At 77.3% G+C, this 16421-nt stretch carries 17 protein-coding genes; 14 read left to right on the top strand and 3 right to left on the bottom strand.

Features of this window, described 5'->3' with window-relative positions; genetic code table 11:
• The first annotated feature begins 109 nt into the window (after positions 1-109).
• Genes ACFU9A_RS07255 through ACFU9A_RS07215 form a run of 9 tightly spaced genes read left to right on the top strand, consistent with a single transcriptional unit; the run spans position 110 to position 8145 of the window.
• Positions 110-1072 carry an ABC transporter ATP-binding protein gene (locus ACFU9A_RS07255; RefSeq protein WP_430574579.1) on the top strand — a complete coding sequence of 321 codons (963 nt, stop codon included), beginning with the start codon at positions 110-112 and terminating at the stop codon, positions 1070-1072.
• Positions 1069-1941, top strand: coding sequence for an ABC transporter permease (locus ACFU9A_RS07250; RefSeq protein WP_430574578.1), 873 nt, complete (start codon positions 1069-1071; stop codon positions 1939-1941). The genes ACFU9A_RS07255 and ACFU9A_RS07250 overlap by 4 nt, the downstream gene beginning before the upstream one ends.
• Positions 1928-3205, top strand: coding sequence for a sensor histidine kinase (locus ACFU9A_RS07245; protein ID WP_430574577.1), 1278 nt, complete (start codon positions 1928-1930; stop codon positions 3203-3205). Before ACFU9A_RS07250 ends, ACFU9A_RS07245 begins: the two co-directional genes overlap by 14 nt.
• On the top strand, positions 3202-3855 hold the full coding sequence (locus ACFU9A_RS07240; protein WP_430574576.1) for a response regulator: 654 nt from the start codon (positions 3202-3204) through the stop codon (positions 3853-3855). Before ACFU9A_RS07245 ends, ACFU9A_RS07240 begins: the two co-directional genes overlap by 4 nt.
• A 28-nt stretch (positions 3856-3883) precedes the next feature.
• Complete coding sequence (locus ACFU9A_RS07235) at positions 3884-4960, top strand: adenosine deaminase (protein ID WP_430574575.1); 1077 nt, start codon at positions 3884-3886, stop codon at positions 4958-4960.
• Positions 4961-4967: 7 nt separating this feature from the next.
• Complete coding sequence (locus tag ACFU9A_RS07230) at positions 4968-5336, top strand: hypothetical protein (protein ID WP_430574574.1); 369 nt, start codon at positions 4968-4970, stop codon at positions 5334-5336.
• Positions 5336-6871 carry a sensor histidine kinase gene (locus ACFU9A_RS07225; RefSeq protein WP_430574573.1) on the top strand — a complete coding sequence of 512 codons (1536 nt, stop codon included), beginning with the start codon at positions 5336-5338 and terminating at the stop codon, positions 6869-6871. Before ACFU9A_RS07230 ends, ACFU9A_RS07225 begins: the two co-directional genes overlap by 1 nt.
• Before the next feature lie 10 nt (positions 6872-6881).
• On the top strand, positions 6882-7538 hold the full coding sequence (locus ACFU9A_RS07220) for a response regulator transcription factor (RefSeq protein WP_430574572.1): 657 nt from the start codon (positions 6882-6884) through the stop codon (positions 7536-7538).
• Between the two features lie 46 nt (positions 7539-7584).
• The gene (locus ACFU9A_RS07215; protein ID WP_430574571.1) at positions 7585-8145 is read left to right on the top strand and encodes a hypothetical protein; all 561 of its coding nucleotides are present in this window, start codon (positions 7585-7587) and stop codon (positions 8143-8145) included.
• Positions 8146-8224: 79 nt separating this feature from the next.
• Here the strand turns inward: ACFU9A_RS07215 and ACFU9A_RS07210 are convergent, their stop codons facing one another.
• The 3 genes from ACFU9A_RS07210 to ACFU9A_RS07200 form a co-directional block, all read right to left on the bottom strand.
• Positions 8225-9604, bottom strand: coding sequence for an aminoglycoside phosphotransferase family protein (locus tag ACFU9A_RS07210; RefSeq protein ID WP_430574570.1), 1380 nt, complete (start codon positions 9602-9604; stop codon positions 8225-8227).
• A 93-nt stretch (positions 9605-9697) separates the two neighbouring features.
• Complete coding sequence (locus ACFU9A_RS07205) at positions 9698-10804, bottom strand: DNA glycosylase AlkZ-like family protein (RefSeq protein ID WP_430574569.1); 1107 nt, start codon at positions 10802-10804, stop codon at positions 9698-9700.
• 37 nt (positions 10805-10841) lie between these two features.
• Positions 10842-11735: a LysR family transcriptional regulator gene (locus tag ACFU9A_RS07200; protein ID WP_430574568.1), complete on the bottom strand. Its 894-nt coding sequence runs from the start codon at positions 11733-11735 to the stop codon at positions 10842-10844.
• 71 nt (positions 11736-11806) lie between these two features.
• Between ACFU9A_RS07200 and ACFU9A_RS07195 the strand changes: the two genes are divergently transcribed.
• From ACFU9A_RS07195 to ACFU9A_RS07175, 5 genes are all read left to right on the top strand, one after another.
• Positions 11807-12850: a DMT family transporter gene (locus ACFU9A_RS07195; protein ID WP_430574567.1), complete on the top strand. Its 1044-nt coding sequence runs from the start codon at positions 11807-11809 to the stop codon at positions 12848-12850.
• A gap of 10 nt (positions 12851-12860) precedes the next feature.
• Positions 12861-14060 (top strand): sensor histidine kinase, encoded by a 1200-nt coding sequence (locus ACFU9A_RS07190; protein ID WP_430574566.1) that lies wholly within the window; start codon positions 12861-12863, stop codon positions 14058-14060.
• On the top strand, positions 14057-14722 hold the full coding sequence (locus ACFU9A_RS07185) for a response regulator (RefSeq protein ID WP_430574565.1): 666 nt from the start codon (positions 14057-14059) through the stop codon (positions 14720-14722). The genes ACFU9A_RS07190 and ACFU9A_RS07185 overlap by 4 nt, the downstream gene beginning before the upstream one ends.
• 129 nt (positions 14723-14851) lie before the next feature.
• Complete coding sequence (locus ACFU9A_RS07180; RefSeq protein WP_430574564.1) at positions 14852-15136, top strand: SHOCT domain-containing protein; 285 nt, start codon at positions 14852-14854, stop codon at positions 15134-15136.
• Between the two features lie 249 nt (positions 15137-15385).
• A complete protein-coding gene (locus ACFU9A_RS07175) occupies positions 15386-16411 on the top strand; it encodes a L,D-transpeptidase family protein (RefSeq protein WP_430574563.1) in 1026 nt (341 codons plus the stop codon).
• Positions 16412-16421: the final 10 nt, after the last annotated feature.

Here is a 16421-nt window from a genome sequence, read left to right as displayed (position 1 = left end):
CCGCCTCCGCGCGGGCCCCCGGACCTCCGGTCCGTCCACCGATCGGTGGACCCCGGGTCCCCCCGTCCGGGGCTCCCGCCGCCCCCCGCCGGGCGGCCAGGCTCGGGGCATGACCTCGCCGACCCCCGCACCGGCCCCGCCGCCGTCCACCGCGCTGCGCGGCCCGCGATCCTCGACCGGGACCCGGTCCCGCCCCGCCGCGCCGCACCCGCACGGCGACGTGGCCGTCCGCGTCCGCGGCCTGGCCAGGCGCTACGGCGCCAAGCGAGCCGTCGACGGGCTCGACCTCGACCTCGACGCCGGCGAGATCGTCGCCGTCCTCGGGCCCAACGGTGCCGGCAAGACGACCACCGTCGAGATCCTCGAGGGCTTCCGCGCCCGCGACGGCGGCGAGGTCCGCGTGCTCGGCGAGGACCCGGCCCGCGCGGGCCGCGCCTGGCGCGCCCGGATCGGCGTCGTCGCCCAGGACTCCCGCGACCAGGCGGAGCTCACGGTCGCGGAGTCCGTCCGCTCCACGGCCCGCTACTACCCCGCACCGCGCGACCCCGACGAGGTCGTCGCGGCGGTCGGCCTCACGTCCCAGGCCGGCGCCCGGGTCCGCTCGCTCTCGGGTGGGCAACGACGCCGCCTCGACGTGGCGCTCGGCGTCGTCGGCGACCCGGAGCTGCTGTTCCTGGACGAGCCGACCACCGGCTTCGACCCCCAGGCCCGCCGGGCGTTCTGGGACCTCGTCCTCGGCCTGCGCGAGGCCGGCACCACGATCCTGCTCACCACCCACGACCTCGCCGAGGCCGCGCACCTGGCCGACCGCGTCGCCGTCGTGCGCGACGGGCAGGTCGTGGCCGAGGGCACGCCCGGGTCCCTCGGCGGCCCCGGGGCACGCACGCCCGTCGTGTCCTGGACCCAGGACGGCGCGCGGCGCACCGAGCGCACGGACACGCCCACCGCGCTGGCCGCGCACCTCGTCGCGACCGTCGCCGGTCCCGACGGCGAGGTCGCCGACCTGTCCATCACCCGCCCGAGCCTCGAGGACGTCTACCTCGGTCTCGTCACCCCCGGAGGCGACGCATGAGCACCACGGCCCCGACCGCACCCGCCAGCGGCGCCGGGCCGGCCGCCCGCACCCCCGCCGGGCTGCCCGGCGTGCTGCCCCTCTCGCTCGTGCGCGCCGGCGTCGAGCTGCGCCAGTTCTGGCGCGAGCGCGACGCCGTCGTCTTCGTCTTCGCCTACCCGATCCTCATGCTGGCGATCTTCGCCACGGTGTTCGGCGGCCAGGACCAGGGCACCGAGGTCGCCGAGATCGGCTTCGCGCAGTACTTCCTGCCCGGCATGGTCGCCACGGGCGTCGTGCTCACCAGCTTCCAGTCGCTGGCGATCTCCATCGCCGTGGAGCGCGACGACGGCACGCTGCGCCGCCTGCGCGCCACCCCGCTGCCGTCGTCCGCGTACTTCGGCGGCAAGGTGCTGCTGACGCTCGCGACCTCGGTCGTGCAGACGGCCCTGCTGCTCGCGGTCGCGGCCCTCGTCTACGACGTGCCGATGCCCTCGGACGCCGGCCGCTGGGCCACGTTCGCCTGGGTCTTCGTGCTCGGCACGGCCACGGGCACGGTCTGCGGCGTCGCGTTCTCCTCGCTGCCGCGCTCCGGCCGGTCGGCGAGCGCCGTCGTGACGCCGGTCGTGCTGGTGCTCCAGTTCGTCTCCGGCGTGTTCTTCGCGTTCTTCGCCCTGCCCGCCTGGATGCAGACCCTGGCCTCGGTGTTCCCCCTGAAGTGGATCGCGCAGGGCATGCGGTCCGTCTTCCTGCCCGCGGACATGGCGGCGCTGGAGACCAGCGGGTCGTGGCAGCACCTCGCCACCGCTGGTGTACTTGCCGTATGGCTGATCGTGGGGCTCGTCGTCGGGGTGCGCACCTTCCGGTGGCGGCGTCGTGACGACGGCTGACGACGGCGCGGCCGACCCGCCTGACGCCGCCCCCGACCGGTACGCCGCGGTGGTCGACGACGACTGGGAGCGCCAGGTCGTCTGGTGGGACCGCACGTTCGTCGCGATCGTGCTGCTCACCGCCGTCGCGCTCCCGTCGGCGGGGCAGCGCGGGCCGCAGCTGTGGGTGGCGTACGGCGCGATGGCGGCGATCCTCCTCGCCTACGCGCTCTGGGGCGCCCGTGCGGCGCGGACGCGCGACCAGCGCACGGCCACGGCGTACGTGGTCGTCCTGATCGCCGGGACCGCCGTGACGGTGGCGCAGAACGGCATCGCGACGCTGCTGCTGTTCGGCGCGTTCACGCAGCTGTGGATGCTGCTGGACCCGCCGCGCCGGGCGGTCGTGGCGTCGGTGGTGCTGGCGGCCGCGTCGACGGTGGGCATCTCCTTCCAGGGCGGGTTCGACGTCCCGACGCTGCTGCAGGCCGCACCGCAGATGGCGATCGCGCTGGCCTTCGCCGTCATGCTCGGGCTGTGGGTCGCGACGACGATGCGGCTCTCCGAGGAGCGGGCCCGGCTGCTGGGCGAGCTCCGTGACGCGCAGGCCGAGCTCGCCGAGTCCCACCACGCGGCGGGCGTCACGGCGGAGCGCGAGCGCCTGGCCCGCGAGATCCACGACACCCTGGCGCAGGGCTTCACGAGCGTCGTGACGCAGGCGCAGGCCGCGACGGCCGCCCTCGACCGGGGCGAGCAGGGCCGGGCCCGCGAACGCCTGGTGCTGGTGGAGCAGACCGCGCGCGACAACCTCGCCGAGGCCCGCGCCCTGGTCGCGGCGTTCGCCCCCGTGCCCCTCCAGGGCTCGACGCTGGCCGAGGCGCTGCGACGCCTGGCCGAGCGGTTCACCGTCGAGACGGGTGCGCGCGTCCTGCTCGACGTCGCCGGCACGACCGCTCCCGGCGGGGCGACCGGCCACGCGGCCGCGGACGTCGTGCTGCTGCGTGCGGCCCAGGAGGCGCTGGCCAACGTGCGGCGGCACGCCGGTGCGCACGCGGTGACGATCCGGCTGACGCACGAAGCGCCCGCGGACCCCGCCGGCCCGGCGCCCGGCGTGCGGCTCGAGGTGATCGACGACGGCCGCGGCCTCTCCACCGGGCACACGGACGGCCTCGGCCTCGCCGGCATGCGCGAGCGGGTCTCGGCCGTGGGCGGCACGCTCGACGTCGGGCCCGGCGAGCAGGGCGGCACCCGCGTCGAGGTCCGGGTGCCGGCCGGGGACGCCGCGTGAGCGCGGCCGGCACGGACGGCACGGACGGCCCGAGGGCCACGGTCCGCGTGCTGGTCGCCGACGACCACCCCGTCGTGCGCTCGGGGATCATCGGGATGCTGGACGGCGAGCCCGACGTGCAGGTCGTGGGCGAGGCCCCCGACGGCGAGGCCGCCGTCGCGCTGGCCGCCGAGCTCGGCCCGGACGTCGTGCTCATGGACCTGCGGATGCCGCGCCTCGACGGCGTGGGCGCCACCTCCCGGATCGCCGGGACCGGGCCGCACGTCGTCGTGCTGACGACCTACGACACGGACGCCGACATCCTGCGCGCCGTGGAGGCCGGGGCCACCGGCTACCTGCTCAAGGACACCCCCCGCGACCAGCTCGTCGCGGGCGTGCGGGCGGCCGCGCGCGGCGAGACCGTGCTGGCGCCCGGGGTCGCGACGCGGCTCGTGACCAGCGTGCGCACGGCGTCCGAGCGGCCGACGGCGCGCGAGGCGCAGGTGCTGGGGCTGGTGGCGCGCGGGTTGTCCAACGCGGCCGTGGGCCGGGAGCTGTTCATCGCCGAGGCCACCGTCAAGACGCACCTGCTGCGGGCGTTCGCGAAGCTGGGCGTGGACGACCGCACGGCGGCCGTCACCGTGGCCCGGGAGCGTGGCTGGCTGCCCTGATCGGGCGCGCTCGGGGCAGACTGGCGCAGTGCGCGATCTGGCGAAGCTCCCCAAGGCTCACCTGCACCTGCACTTCACGGGCTCGATGCGGGTGCCCACCCTGCGCGACCTGGCCCAGGAGCACGGCGTCCGCCTGCCCGGCGCGCTGACCGACGGGGACCCGCTGCGGGTGCCCGCGGACGAGCGCGGCTGGTTCCGGTTCCAGCGCCTGTACGACGCGGCGCGCGCCTGCGTGCGCTCGGAGGCGGACATGCGCCGGCTGGTCGACGAGGCCGCGGCGGACGACGCCGCGGAGGGGTCGCGCCGGCTCGAGATCCAGGTGGACCCCACGTCGTACGCGCCGTTCGTCGGCGGGATCACGCCCGCGGTCGAGATCGTGCTCGACGCCGCGCGGGCCGCGAGCGCCGCGCACGGCGTCGAGGTGGCGGTGATCGTCGCGGCGTCGCGGATGCGGCACCCGCTCGACGCCCGCACCCTCGCCCGGCTGGCCGCCCGGTACGCCGGGGAGGGCGCGGGCGAGGTCGTGGGGTTCGGGCTCAGCAACGACGAGCGGCGCGGCGACACGGCCGAGTTCGCGGCCGCGTTCCGGATCGCCCGCCGCGCGGGCCTGGCGTCCGTGCCGCACGGCGGCGAGCTGCTCGGCCCGTCGCACGTGCGCGACGTCGTCGACTCGCTGCACCCCGACCGGCTCGGCCACGGGGTGCGCGCCGGCGAGGACCCGGCGCTCCTCGCCGAGCTCGTCGAGCGCGAGATCGCCCTCGAGGTGTGCCCCGCGTCGAACGTCGGCCTCGGCGTGTACGCCGACACGTCCCAGGTGCCGCTGCGGCCCCTGGTCGAGGCGGGTGCCCGGGTCGCCCTCGGCGCGGACGACCCGCTCCTGTTCTCCTCCCGGCTGCTCGACCAGTACGTCGCCGCCCGCGAGGTGCACGGCTTCACCGACCCCGAGCTGGCCGACCTCGCCCGGTCGTCCGTGCGCGCCAGCCGCGCGTCGGGGTCCGCCCGGCGCGCGATGCTGGCCGACGTCGACGCGTGGCTCGCGGCGCCCGACCCGGGGCCGGGCGGCGACGACGGGCTCTCATCTGCGTCTCATCCGCCGGCGGGATGATCCCGGCATGACGGACGGCGAGCGCGCGGGGCGGGGGTGGCGCAGGGTCGTGCCCTGGGGGCTCGGCGCCGCCCTCGTCGCGGCGATCGTCGCCCTCGTGGCCTCGGCCGCCGGCTCGCAGCCCGAGGACCGCGACGTCGGCGGCGTGGTCGTCGTCTCCCCCGGGCCGTCGACACCGTCCCCCACGTCCTCGCCCCGGCCGTCGCCCACCCCCACCGACGACGACGACGACGACGATGACGACGTGGCGCCCGCCCCGCCGACGGACGACGACGATGACGACGATGACGACGACGACGGACCGGACGACGACGAGCCGGACGACGACGCGACCGCCACCCCGACCGCCACCCCGACCGCCGGCGGGGGCCGCTGATGGCGCGGGCCGTCCGGCGCGGGCTCACCGTCCGCACGCGTCTGCTCGCCTCCATGCTCGCGCTCACGGCTCTCGCCCTGGGCTTCGCCGGCGCCACCGCCTTCCTGCTCACCCACCGGCAGGTGGACGAGCGCATCGACGCCGACCTCGTGGAGAGCGCGGACGAGCTGCGCACCCTGGCGGCCTCCGGCGTCGACCCGGTGACGGGCCTGCCGTTCTCCTCGCCCGAGGAGGTGGTGGTCGCCGCCATCCAGCTCGAGGTGCCCGCCCGGAACGAGGGCGTCCTCGGGCTGCGCACCGGCAAGCGCCCCCTCGTCACCCAGCAGGAGGTGGAGGTGCGGCTGCAGGACGACCCCGAGCTCGTCGCAGCCGTCACGCCGCTCGTCGACGCCGACCGCGTGCTGCTGCGCACCGTCACCACCTCCACGGCCGACTACCGCGCCCTCGTCGCCCCCGTCCGCGCGCTGCCCGGGGCCGCCGGCGGCGCGACCTCCGATGCCCCCGCCGCGCTCGTCCTCGCCTACGACCGCGGTGCCGAGCACGCCGAGACCCAGGCCGTCTTCCGCGGCTACGCCCTGGTCGCGCTCGCGGCGCTCGTCGTCGCGGGCGTCGTCGGGTGGCTCCTGGCCGGCCGGCTGCTGCGGCCCATCCGCACCCTCGCGCACACCGCGCAGCAGATCGGCGAGACCGACCTGTCGGCGCGCATCCCCGAGACCGGCAACGACGACCTCACGCACCTCACCCGCGCCGTCAACGCGATGCTCGACCGGCTCGAGGGGTCCTTCGAGTCGCAGCGCCGCCTGCTCGACGACGTCGGGCACGAGCTGCGCACCCCGCTGACCATCGTGCGCGGCCACCTCGAGCTCATGGACCCCGCCGACCCCGCCGACGCCGCCGAGACGCGCGACCTCACGCTCGACGAGCTCGACCGGATGCACCGGCTCGTGGACGACCTCGTCACCCTCGCGACGGTCGGGCAGCCCGACTTCGTGCGCCCCGCACCCGTCGAGCTCGGCCGCCTCACCGACGACGTCCTCGACAAGGCGCGCACCCTCGGCGAGCGCACCTGGCTCGTCGACGCCCGCACCGACGCGCGCACCCTCGCCGACGCGCAGCGCCTCACCCAGGCGTGGCTGCAGCTCGCCGCCAACGCCGTGAAGTTCTCCGCGCCCGGCAGCGTCGTCGCCATCGGGTCGCGCACCACCGCCGACGGCTCGAGCGTCCGCCTGTGGGTGCGGGACGAGGGCGTCGGCATCGCGCCCGACGACCTCGGCCGGGTCTTCGAGCGCTTCGCGCGCGCCGAGCACGACGGCGAGCGCCGCGACGGCTCCGGCCTCGGGCTGGCCATCGTCGCCGCCATCGCCCACGGGCACGGCGGCCGGGCGACGGTCGAGTCCGTCGTGGGTCGGGGTTCCTTGTTCGCCGTCGAGATCCCCGTGCTCCCGGTGCCCGACGCCGACGCGGGGACTCCCCCGCACCTGCCGCCGGCCGTGCCGCCGCCCCCTCCCCCTCCCGACGGAAGGACCGCACCGTGAGGACCACGCCGTGAGCCAGATCCTGGTCGCCGAGGACGAGACCCGGATCGCCTCCTTCATCGCCAAGGGACTGCGCGCCGCCGGGTACGCCAGCACCACCGTCGGCACCGCGCGCGAGGCGTTCGACCTCGCGTGCACGGGCGACTTCGACCTGCTCGTGCTCGACCTCGGCCTGCCCGACCAGGACGGCTTCACCGTGCTGCGGCGCCTGCGCGAGGCGAGGGTGACGCTGCCCGTCATCATCCTCACCGCCCGCACCTCCGTCACCGACACCGTCGCCGGCCTCGAGGGCGGCGCCGACGACTACATGCCCAAGCCGTTCCGCTTCGAGGAGCTGCTGGCGCGCATCCGCCTGCGGCTGCGCGTCGAGCCCGCCGGCGAGGTCACCGTGCTCAGCCACGGCGACCTCAGCCTCGACCTGCGCACCCGGCGCGCCACCGCCGCCGGCGTCGAGGTGGACCTGTCCGCCCGCGAGTTCGCGCTCGCCGAGGCGTTCCTGCGCAACGCCGGGCAGGTGCTCAGCCGCGAGCAGCTCCTGTCGCGCGTGTGGGGGTACGACTTCGACCCCGGGTCCAACGTCGTGGACGTGTACGTGCGCTACCTGCGCAACAAGCTCGGCGTCGAGCGGTTCGTCACGGTGCGGGGCATGGGCTACCGGCTGGCCTGACCCGAGTGCCGAACAGGCGGTGGTGCACGTTCTGAACGCTCAGAACGTGCACCACCGCCTGTTCGGCGAGTGCGGACGGTGTCAGTCGGCGGACGGCGCCGTCGGGGCGCTCTGGGCCGACTGCGGGGTGACCGGGCTGACCGGGCTGGCCGGCGTGTTCGGGCTGGCCGGCGTGTTCGGGCTGGCCGGCGTGTTCGGGCTGGCGGGCGACTGCGGCGTCGGGGCCGACTTCGCAGACGGCGTGGACGGCGCGGACTTCGCGGACTGTGCCGTCGGCGCCGTCTTCGCGGACTGCGCGGACTGCGCGGTCACAGTGGTGACGGTCGACGCGTTCTGCACCGCAGACGGCGACGGGTCCGCCGACTCGACGGGCGGGGTGGCCGCGTTCGCGCTCGACGTCGGGTCGGGCGTCGCGCCCCCGTGGTCGTCGGCGACGCGCACCGTGGCGGTGGTGGCGTCGTCGGACGGCGCGTCGTCGACGGTGCCCTGCGCCGCGGCGGCGACGGCGCCCAGGCCGACCGCGCCGAGCGCCCCGGTGACGATCCATGCGCTGCGTGCCTTCATGGTGCTGCTCCTTCGTGTCGTCGGCGGCGTCGTGCCCCCGTGATGGCCGGGCGTCCTGCCCGCCTGGTTCCCAGCCTTCGCGGCCCCCGTGAGACGCCGGGGAGCCGCAGGTGAGAGGTCTCTCAGAAAGCCGCCGCGTCCGCCGCGAGGCGCTCGGCCACCGCGAGGAAGGCGGCGGCGCGCGCCGCCGTGTCGGCCCCCGCGGCCAGCGAGGCCACGACGGCGGCGGCCCGCGCGCGCAGGAGCGCCGGGTCCGCCGCGCCGCCGAAGACGTCGAGGCAGCGCGCGACCAGGCCCTCCGTGCCCGCGTACGCGGCGGGCGCGAGCGCGGGCAGCACGGCCAGGTGCGCGACGGCGCACGCCAGGTCGTCGACGAGGTGTCCCGGGCCGAGCGTGTCGGCGTCGAGCAGGCCGCCGACGCGCGCCGGTCGCCCCGCGCCAGGGGCCGACGACGCCGGGTCGAGCAGGAGGTTCGCCGCGTGGAGGTCGCCGTGCGTCGTGACGACGGGGCCGGGGTCGCGGGCGTCGACGACGGCGCCGATCCGGGCGCCCAGGCGCGCGAGGCGCCCGGGGTCGGCCCCGTGCAGCGCCGCCAGCGCGCCCAGGTAGTGGTCGAGCCGGTCCGCCCACGGCGCGCGTGGCGGCAGGGACACGCCGGCGGCGGGGAGCCCGTGCGCGACGCGCAGGACCTCCGCCGGGTCGAGGCAGTCGGCCCGGCCGGCCGCCGGGGTCCGCGCGAGGAGGTCGGCGACCGACGCGCCCGGCACCTCCGTCAGCAGCACGACGCCGTCCCCCGGCGCCTCGGGCCCGCCGAGCACCCGCGGGGCGACGACCCCGTCGGCGCCGGCGAGGAGCACGTGCCGCCGCACCAGGGCGTCGGCGCGGGAGGGCCGCACCACCTTGACGTACACGGTGCCGGCGGTGGTGCGCGCCCGGAGCACCGCGCGGCGCAGCGGGCGGTACGTGACGGTCTCCAGGGCGAGCACCTCGGCGTCCACGCCCGCCGCCCGCAGCCGTTCCCGCACCCCCGCGGGGGTGCTGCCCGCCGCCAGGCCGGGCAGCGCCGGGTCGTGCGGGTGCCGCCACACGTGCAGGCTCCGCCCGCCGTCGTCCAGCCGCACGACGCCCGGGCCGAGCGGGTCCCCGTCCCGGACCGCGCCGCGAGCCCGACGGAACACGGACCCCGGCGCGCTCGACGCGCACAGGTGCTCCCGCGCGCGGAGCGTGCCGCCGGCACCCGCACGACGGGCCACGACCTCGTAGGCGACCGTCACCTCGGCGCCCGGGCGGGCGTGCACCTGCCGCACCGACCAGGACTCGAGCTCGGACCCGTCGGCCGCGAGCGCCGCGCCCAGCACCCCGGCCGCGCCGTCGCCGGCGAGCAGGTCGAGCCACGCGCGGTGGTCGTCGGGCGCGGTGGCGGGCGCGGTGGCGGGCGCGGTGGCGGGCGCGGTGGCGGGAGCTCTGGTGGGCGGCGCGGCGAGCGGCGGGGAGGTCGGCACCCCGCCATCCGACCGTCCCGGGGCGAGCGCGGGGTGAGACGCGGATGAGACGCCTCTCATCTGCCCGCGGGGAGCCGGCCGCGGCGGGCCGGACTACAGCGACACGTCGTCCAGCCCGAGCCAGCCGGCGAGGTCCGCCAGCTCGCCCCGCACGGCCTGGGCGACGTCCGGCTCGAAGGGCAGGTCCTCGTGGACGGCGTCCACGCGCAGCACGCCCGCCTTCCGGTCGGCGGTGGCGTCGACCTTGCCGACGAACCGGTCCCCGTGGAGCACCGGGAGCGCGAAGTAGCCCCAGCGCCGCCGCGCCCGCGGCTTGTACATCTCGAGGACGTAGTCGAAGTCGAAGATCTCGAGCAGCCGGGCGCGGTCGTGCACGAGGGCGTCGAACGGCGAGAGCACCGCGGTGCGGCCCTCGAACGGCTCGTCGACGGCCGCGAGCGCCTCCGGGTCGGCGAGCCAGGTCCGCTCGGTGCCCTCCACGGTGACGGGCGTCCCGGCGAGGTCGAGGTAGTCCTCGTCCCCGGGCAGCCCCGGGACCCGGGGGCGCACGATCCCGCGCGCCCGCACCAGCCGGGCGACGCGCTCGCGCGCCGCCTCCGCCCGCGGCAGCGGCGGCACGTCGGGGTAGACCCGCTCGGCCAGGTCCCACAGCCGGTCGCGCCCGCGCCGCCCGGCGATCGCGACGTCGCCGTGCAGGCACGCGAACTCCAGCATCTGCGTGACGTTGCGGTGCCCCGTCCAGCCGCTGGAGCGCCACGGCCGCACGCTGGTGTCCGGCACGTCGCGCGCGGTGAGCGGGCCGGCGTCCTGGAGCAGCGCGAGGACGTCGTCGAGGAACGGTGCGTTGTCGTGGAACCAGCTCGCGCGCCAGTCCCCGAACGGCCACCGGGACATCTGCTCGAGGTACAGCGGCAGGTCCTCCATGGAGCGCACCGTGCCCCCGAGGCGGAACAGCATGCGGTCGGCCAGCGCGTCCTCCACCGCGCCCGGCCAGGTCGCGCGGCCGAGGCGGGACCAGGGCACGAGGTCCACCGCCGGCGCCACGGCGGCGGTGGGGTCCACGGGCAGCACCAGGAGGTGCTCGACCGTCGCCACGAGGTCGTCCGGGCGGCGCGCGTCGAGCAGCTGCGCCCGCACGGCGATGCGCCGGGCCTGGTCTCGGGTCAGCCGCACCACCGGCGCGGCGGCGTCGCCGGTCATGTCGCGACCGTAGCGGCGGGCGCCGACAGCGCGCGGGTCAGCCGGCGGCGGCGGCGAGCAAGTGGTCGAGCACCGCGAGCGTCGCGGGCCCCGGTGCGCCGCCGGTCGTCCGGTGCCGGGCCACGATCTGCCGCGTCCCCAGCCCCGGCAGGGCGACGACCCGCACCGTGCCCGGCAGGAGGCCCGGCACCGCGAGCGCCGGGACGACCGCGACGCCGAGGTCCGCCGCGACGAGGGAGAGCGCCACCGTGTAGTCGTCGTACCGGTGCGTGAGCGGGGCCGTGGCCCCCGACGCGGCGTGGGCACGCTGCACGACCCGGTCGGCGGCGTGGCCGGCCTCCGCGCCGAGCCACGTCGCGTGCCGCAGGTCGGTCAGGCTCTCGGGGACCGGGTGGTGCGACGGGAGCACCACGAGCCACGGCTCGTCGAGCACGGGGACGTCGCGCGCTCCGGCGGGCGTGGACCGCCCGATGTCGCTCTCGGTCTCGGTGAGGATCAGGTCGAGCCCGCCGCGGCGCAGCTCCCGCTGCGCCGCCTCGCCCTCCGCCTGCAGCAGGTGGACGTCGAGCCCGGGCGAGGTGCGGGCGAGTCGCCCGGCGAGGGGCGCCAGCAGGCCGCTGATCAGCGTCGGCGAGGCGCCGACGGCGACCGTGCCGCTGGGCTCGCCCGCGAGCTCCGCGAGGGCCCGCCGCGTGTCGGTGAGCTCGGCCTCGATGCGTTCCGCGGCCTCGACGACCAGCCGGCCCGCCGGGGTGAGCACGGCGCCGGCCGGCTGCCGGTCCACGAGTCGCTGCCCCGACTCCGCCTCGAGACGCGCGACCTGCTGCGAGACCGCCGACGGGGACACCCCCAGCGCCTCGCCGGCGGCGACGATGCCACCGTGGCGGTGGACGGCCAGGAGGATCGCGAGCCGGCGCGGGTCGAGGTGCATCGAAATACCTTAAGCCCGAGTGCGGAGAACTTCGATTGATCTGAAGCACCCCCTCGTCCGACGATGGGCCGGTGACGACGACGAGACCCGGTGCCGAGGCCCCTCCCGCGCCCGCCCTCGGCGGGGGTGCCGTCCTCGTCGCGACCGGCGCGCTCCTCTGGGGCACCGGGGGCGTCGCGGCCGCCACGATCACGGCCCACAGCGCGATGTCCCCGACGGCGGTGTCGGCCCTGCGGCTCCTGCTGGGCGGGCTGGCCGTGCTCGGCGTCACCGCCGTCACCGGGCAGCTGCGCGCCATCCCGCGGACGGCCGCCTCCGCGCGGCACGTGCTGCTCACCGCCGCCCTCGCCGCCGTCTTCGGCGCGGCGTACTTCCAGTCCGTGGTCCAGGTCGGCGTCGCCGTCGCGACCGTGGTCGCGCTCGGCGGCGCGCCGCTGGTCGTGGCCGCCCACGGCACCCTGCGGGCCCGGCGCCTCCCGCGCCTCCCGGTGCTGGTGGCGCTCGCGGCGTCGGTCGCCGGCCTCGCGCTCGTCGGCGACGTGCGCCGGCCCGCCGACGCCGGCGGCGATGCCGGGTGGGGCGTCGCGCTCGCGCTGGTCGCGGCGGTCGCGTTCGGCGCGACGACCGTCGTCAACCGCCGCGTCCTGCCCGGGCTCGCCCCCGCTCCCCTGGTCGCCACCGCGTTCACCCTGGCGGGGCTCGCGTCGCTCGTGCCCGCGGCCCCCGCGGGACTCGCCCTCGGCTCGCTCGACGCCACCGCGTGGGTCACGCTCGCGTTCCTCGCGCTGGTGCAGACGGCGGTCGGGTACCTCGCGTTCTACGCCGGCCTGCAGCGCGGGGTCAGCGCGACGTCGGCGGCGCTGCTGTCGCTGCTGGAGCCCGTCGGGGCGACGGTGCTCGCCGTCGCGGTGCTCGGCGAGCACGTGACGCCGGCGGCCGCGGTCGGCATCGGCCTCGTGCTGGGCGCCGTCCTGCTCGCCCGCGACCGACCCGCCGGCGCGACGGCGGCCGCCTCGTCGACCACCAGCACGACCACCAGGACGACGCGGCGTGGTCCCCGGGGACGACGTCGCACGGCACCCCGGTCGGACGCGCCGCCCCCCGCCGCGGCGTAGCGTGCCCGGCATGGAGCGCGGCCCCCTCGACCGTTGGCGCCCCCGGCTGTTCCTGGCGCTGGCGCTCGCCGTCGTCGTGACCGTCGGGACCCTGGGTGCGTCGCACTGGCAGCCGGACGCCCGCGGCGTCGACGCGCTGGGCCTGGCCCTCGCGCTCGTCGGGCCCCTCGTGCTGCTGACCCTGCCCCGCCGCCCCGCGCTCGCCGTGCTGCTGGCCGTGGGCGCCCTCGGGGCGTACCTGGTGCTGGGGTACGCGTGGGGCCCGGTGTTCGGCGGCACGGTCGGCGTGCTCGTCATGGTGCTGCTCACCGGCCCCGCGGCCCGGGCGCGGGCGATCGCCTGGTCGGGGGCGCTGCTGATGTGGGGCACCGTCGTGGGCGCCGCCGCCCTGCGCGACGACGCGCCCCGGTCGGCCGCCCTCCTCGGCGGGGCGGCGTGGACCGCCGTCGCGCTGCTGATCGCCACCGGCGTCCGCGAACGGCTCGCCCGCGCCACCGCGCTGCGCGCCGCCCGCGCCGACCGGGAGCGCACCGCCGTCGCGACCGAGCGGCTGCGGATCGCGCGCGAGCTGCACGACGTCCTCGCCCACTCCCTGTCCGCGATCAACGTGCAGGCAGGCGTGGGCCTGCACCTGCTGGACCGCGACGTCGAGCAGGCCCGCTCGGCGCTCGCGTCGATCAAGGCCACGAGCCGCGACGCCCTCGACGAGGTGCGCGCCGTGCTCGGCGTCGTGCGCGGCGAGGACGACGCCGCGCCCGAGCCCCGCACCCCCACCTGGGACCTCGCCGCCCTGCCCCGGCTGGCCGAGCCGCTGCGCGCCCGCGGCGTCGACGTCCGCTTCGACGTCGAGCCGGGCCTCCTGGCCGACGGCGCCGTGCCGGCGCACCTCGCCGGCGTCGCGTACCGGGTGGTGCAGGAGGCCCTGACGAACGTCGGCCGGCACGCCCCGGGGGCCCGGTCGGTCGTCGCGCGGGTCGACGTCCGCGGCGAGCGCGCGGAGCGCACCCTGCGGGTCGTGGTGTCGGACGACGGCGGCCCGGCCGCGCCGTCGGGGCCGCGCCCCGACGGCTACGGGCTGCGCGGCATGCGCGAGCGGGTCGAGGGCGCCGGCGGCACCCTGCGCGCGGGGCCCCGGCCCGCGACCGTCGGCGCCGGCTTCCTCGTCGACGCCGCCATCCCGCTGCCCGAGAACCCCACGGAGGACGCATGATCCGCGTGCTGCTCGCCGACGACCAGGCGCTCGTGCGCGGCGGCTTCCGCGCCCTGCTCGACGCCGAGGACGACATGACGGTGGTGGGCGAGGCCGCCACCGGCGACGAGGCGGTGCGCCTCACCCTGGAGCTGCTGCCGGACGTCGTCCTCATGGACGTGCGGATGCCCGGCGCCGACGGGCTGGAGGCCACGCGCCGCATCGTGGCCGACCCGGGCACGGGCGGCGTGCACGTGGTGGTCGTGACGACGTTCGAGCTGGACGAGTACGTGGCCGAGGCCGTCCGCGGCGGCGCGAGCGGTTTCCTCGTCAAGGACACCGAGCCCGCGGACCTGGTGCGGGCCGTGCGCGTGGCCGCCGCGGGCGACGCCCTCCTGTCCCCCGGCGTCACCCGGCGCCTGCTGGCCCGCGTGGCCGACGCGACCCGCGACGTACCGCCCCCGCCCGGCCTCGGCGACCTCACCGCCCGCGAGCGCGAGGTGCTCGTCGAGGTGGCCGGCGGGCTGTCCAACGACGAGATCGCGCGCACGCTCTACCTGTCGGAGTCCACCGTCAAGACGCACGTCTCGCGGGTGATGGCGAAGCTGGGCGCCCGCGACCGCGCGCAGCTCGTCGTGGCGGCGTACGAGGGCGGCGTCGTGCGGCCGGGCTGGTCCGGCTGAGCCCGGCGGGGCGGCACCCGGGGACCACCCGGGTCGGTACGCCCGGCTGACGACGCGGCCCGTCCCCCCGGGCGACGGTGGTGGTCGAGGGCCCGCACAGGGCGGACCCACCGTCACGAGGAGTCCACGATGCTCACCACTGCCACCGCGATCGCCGTCCCCGCGGCCGTCGTCGCGCACCCGTACGCCGCCGGCGGGGGGCCGGGCTGGTGGATCGTCTTCCCGATCCTGTGGTTCCTGCTGTTCGCCTCCGTCGTGTTCCTCATCGCCCGCCGTGCGCGGCGCTACGGCCCGCCGTGGGCCCGCGGCGGCGCCGGCGGGGTCGACGTCCTGGGCGAGCGGTACGCCCGCGGCGAGATCGACGAGGCCGAGTACCGGCAGCGCCTGGCCGTCCTCAAGGAGGACCGCCGCTGACCCGGCCCACCGTCGAGCACGCGACCGCTCGCGCCGTCCGCCCCGGTGACGCGAGCGGTCGCGTGCTCGAGAGCCGACCCTCGGCACAACCTTTTCGCCGCCCCGAGCGTCGTGGCAGGTGACCGACCTGTCACAGGTCACGATCACGACACGACCGGAGTGCTGCGGTCGCGGTCGGGGCGGTCGCGGGGCACGGTGGTACCCCGCGGCGCACCCGGTACGCCGCCACACCGGCGCGGAAGGGACACGATGCGTACGGTTCCCACGACCCGGCGACGCCGCGCGGCGTCGCTCCTCGGCGTGCCGGTGGTGCTCGCCCTCGTGCTCGGGGGCTGCGCCCCCTTGTCGGGAGACGGCGGGCAGGCCGAACCGGGGACCGCCCCGACGGCGACCTCCTCGGCCCCCGCGGACGGCTCCACCCCGGACGACGGCGTCCAGGGCTCGGCGTCCGACGACGCGGCGCAGCAGCAGGCCGAGCAGGACGCGGCGGACCAGAAGGCTGCCGACGACGCCGCCAAGAAGGCGGCGGAGAAGAAGGAAGCCGAGAAGAAGGCGGCCGAGAAGGCGAAGAAGGCCGCGGAGAAGAAGGCGGCCGAGGAGGCCGCCGCCAAGGAGGCGGAGGAGCAGAAGGCCGCGGACGAGGCCGCCGCCAAGAAGGCCGCCGAGGCGCGCGACAAGCTGATCTCCTACGGCGACTCGGGGGCGAAGGTCACCGCCCTGCAGGAGCGGCTGCAGGAGCTGGGCTACTTCCTCCAGGACGCGGACGGCACGTACGGCCCGGCCACGCAGCAGGCGGTCTGGGCGCTGCAGAAGGCGGCGGGCCAGTACCGCGACGGGGTCGTCGGGCCGAAGACGCAGGCCGCGCTCGACGACGGCGTCCGGCCCAGCGCGCACTCGTCGTCGGGCAAGGCGGTCGAGATCGACCTGGACCGCCAGCTCCTCATGACCGTGGAGAACGGCAAGGTCACGCGGATCTTCAACGCGTCGTCGGGCAACGGCGACACCTACGAGGCCAAGGGCCGCACGTACCACGCGTCGACGCCGCGCGGCTCGTTCGCGGTGTACATGGAGCGCAACGGGATGCACGAGTCCACGCTCGAGCTCGGCTCGATGTACCGGCCCAAGTACTTCTCCGGCGGGTACGCGGTGCACGGCTCGCCGTCGATCCCGCCCTTCCCCGCGTCGCACGGGTGCGTACGCGTGTCCAACGCCGCGATCAACTGGCTGTGGGACTCGTGGGGCATGCCCAAGGGCACGCCCGTCGTCCTCTACTGACCACCCACCG

This window comes from Isoptericola sp. NPDC057653 (genome assembly GCF_042799955.1).
Lineage (GTDB): Bacteria > Actinomycetota > Actinomycetes > Actinomycetales > Cellulomonadaceae > Isoptericola.
This window is presented reverse-complemented; position numbering and strand designations above follow the sequence as displayed.

What these genes read in the sequence shown, in the direction of transcription:
- ACFU9A_RS07255 (WP_430574579.1), top strand. Translation starts at nt 110, where the DNA reads ATGACCTCGCCGACCCCCGCACCGGCCCCGCCGCCGTCCACCGCGCTG.
- ACFU9A_RS07250 (WP_430574578.1), top strand. Translation starts at nt 1,069, where the DNA reads ATGAGCACCACGGCCCCGACCGCACCCGCCAGCGGCGCCGGGCCGGCC.
- ACFU9A_RS07230 (WP_430574574.1), top strand. Translation starts at nt 4,968, where the DNA reads ATGACGGACGGCGAGCGCGCGGGGCGGGGGTGGCGCAGGGTCGTGCCC.
- ACFU9A_RS07225 (WP_430574573.1), top strand. Translation starts at nt 5,336, where the DNA reads ATGGCGCGGGCCGTCCGGCGCGGGCTCACCGTCCGCACGCGTCTGCTC.
- ACFU9A_RS07205 (WP_430574569.1), bottom strand. Translation starts at nt 10,804, where the DNA reads ATGACCGGCGACGCCGCCGCGCCGGTGGTGCGGCTGACCCGAGACCAG.
- ACFU9A_RS07200 (WP_430574568.1), bottom strand. Translation starts at nt 11,735, where the DNA reads ATGCACCTCGACCCGCGCCGGCTCGCGATCCTCCTGGCCGTCCACCGC.
- ACFU9A_RS07190 (WP_430574566.1), top strand. Translation starts at nt 12,861, where the DNA reads ATGGAGCGCGGCCCCCTCGACCGTTGGCGCCCCCGGCTGTTCCTGGCG.
- ACFU9A_RS07185 (WP_430574565.1), top strand. Translation starts at nt 14,057, where the DNA reads ATGATCCGCGTGCTGCTCGCCGACGACCAGGCGCTCGTGCGCGGCGGC.
- ACFU9A_RS07180 (WP_430574564.1), top strand. Translation starts at nt 14,852, where the DNA reads ATGCTCACCACTGCCACCGCGATCGCCGTCCCCGCGGCCGTCGTCGCG.
- ACFU9A_RS07175 (WP_430574563.1), top strand. Translation starts at nt 15,386, where the DNA reads ATGCGTACGGTTCCCACGACCCGGCGACGCCGCGCGGCGTCGCTCCTC.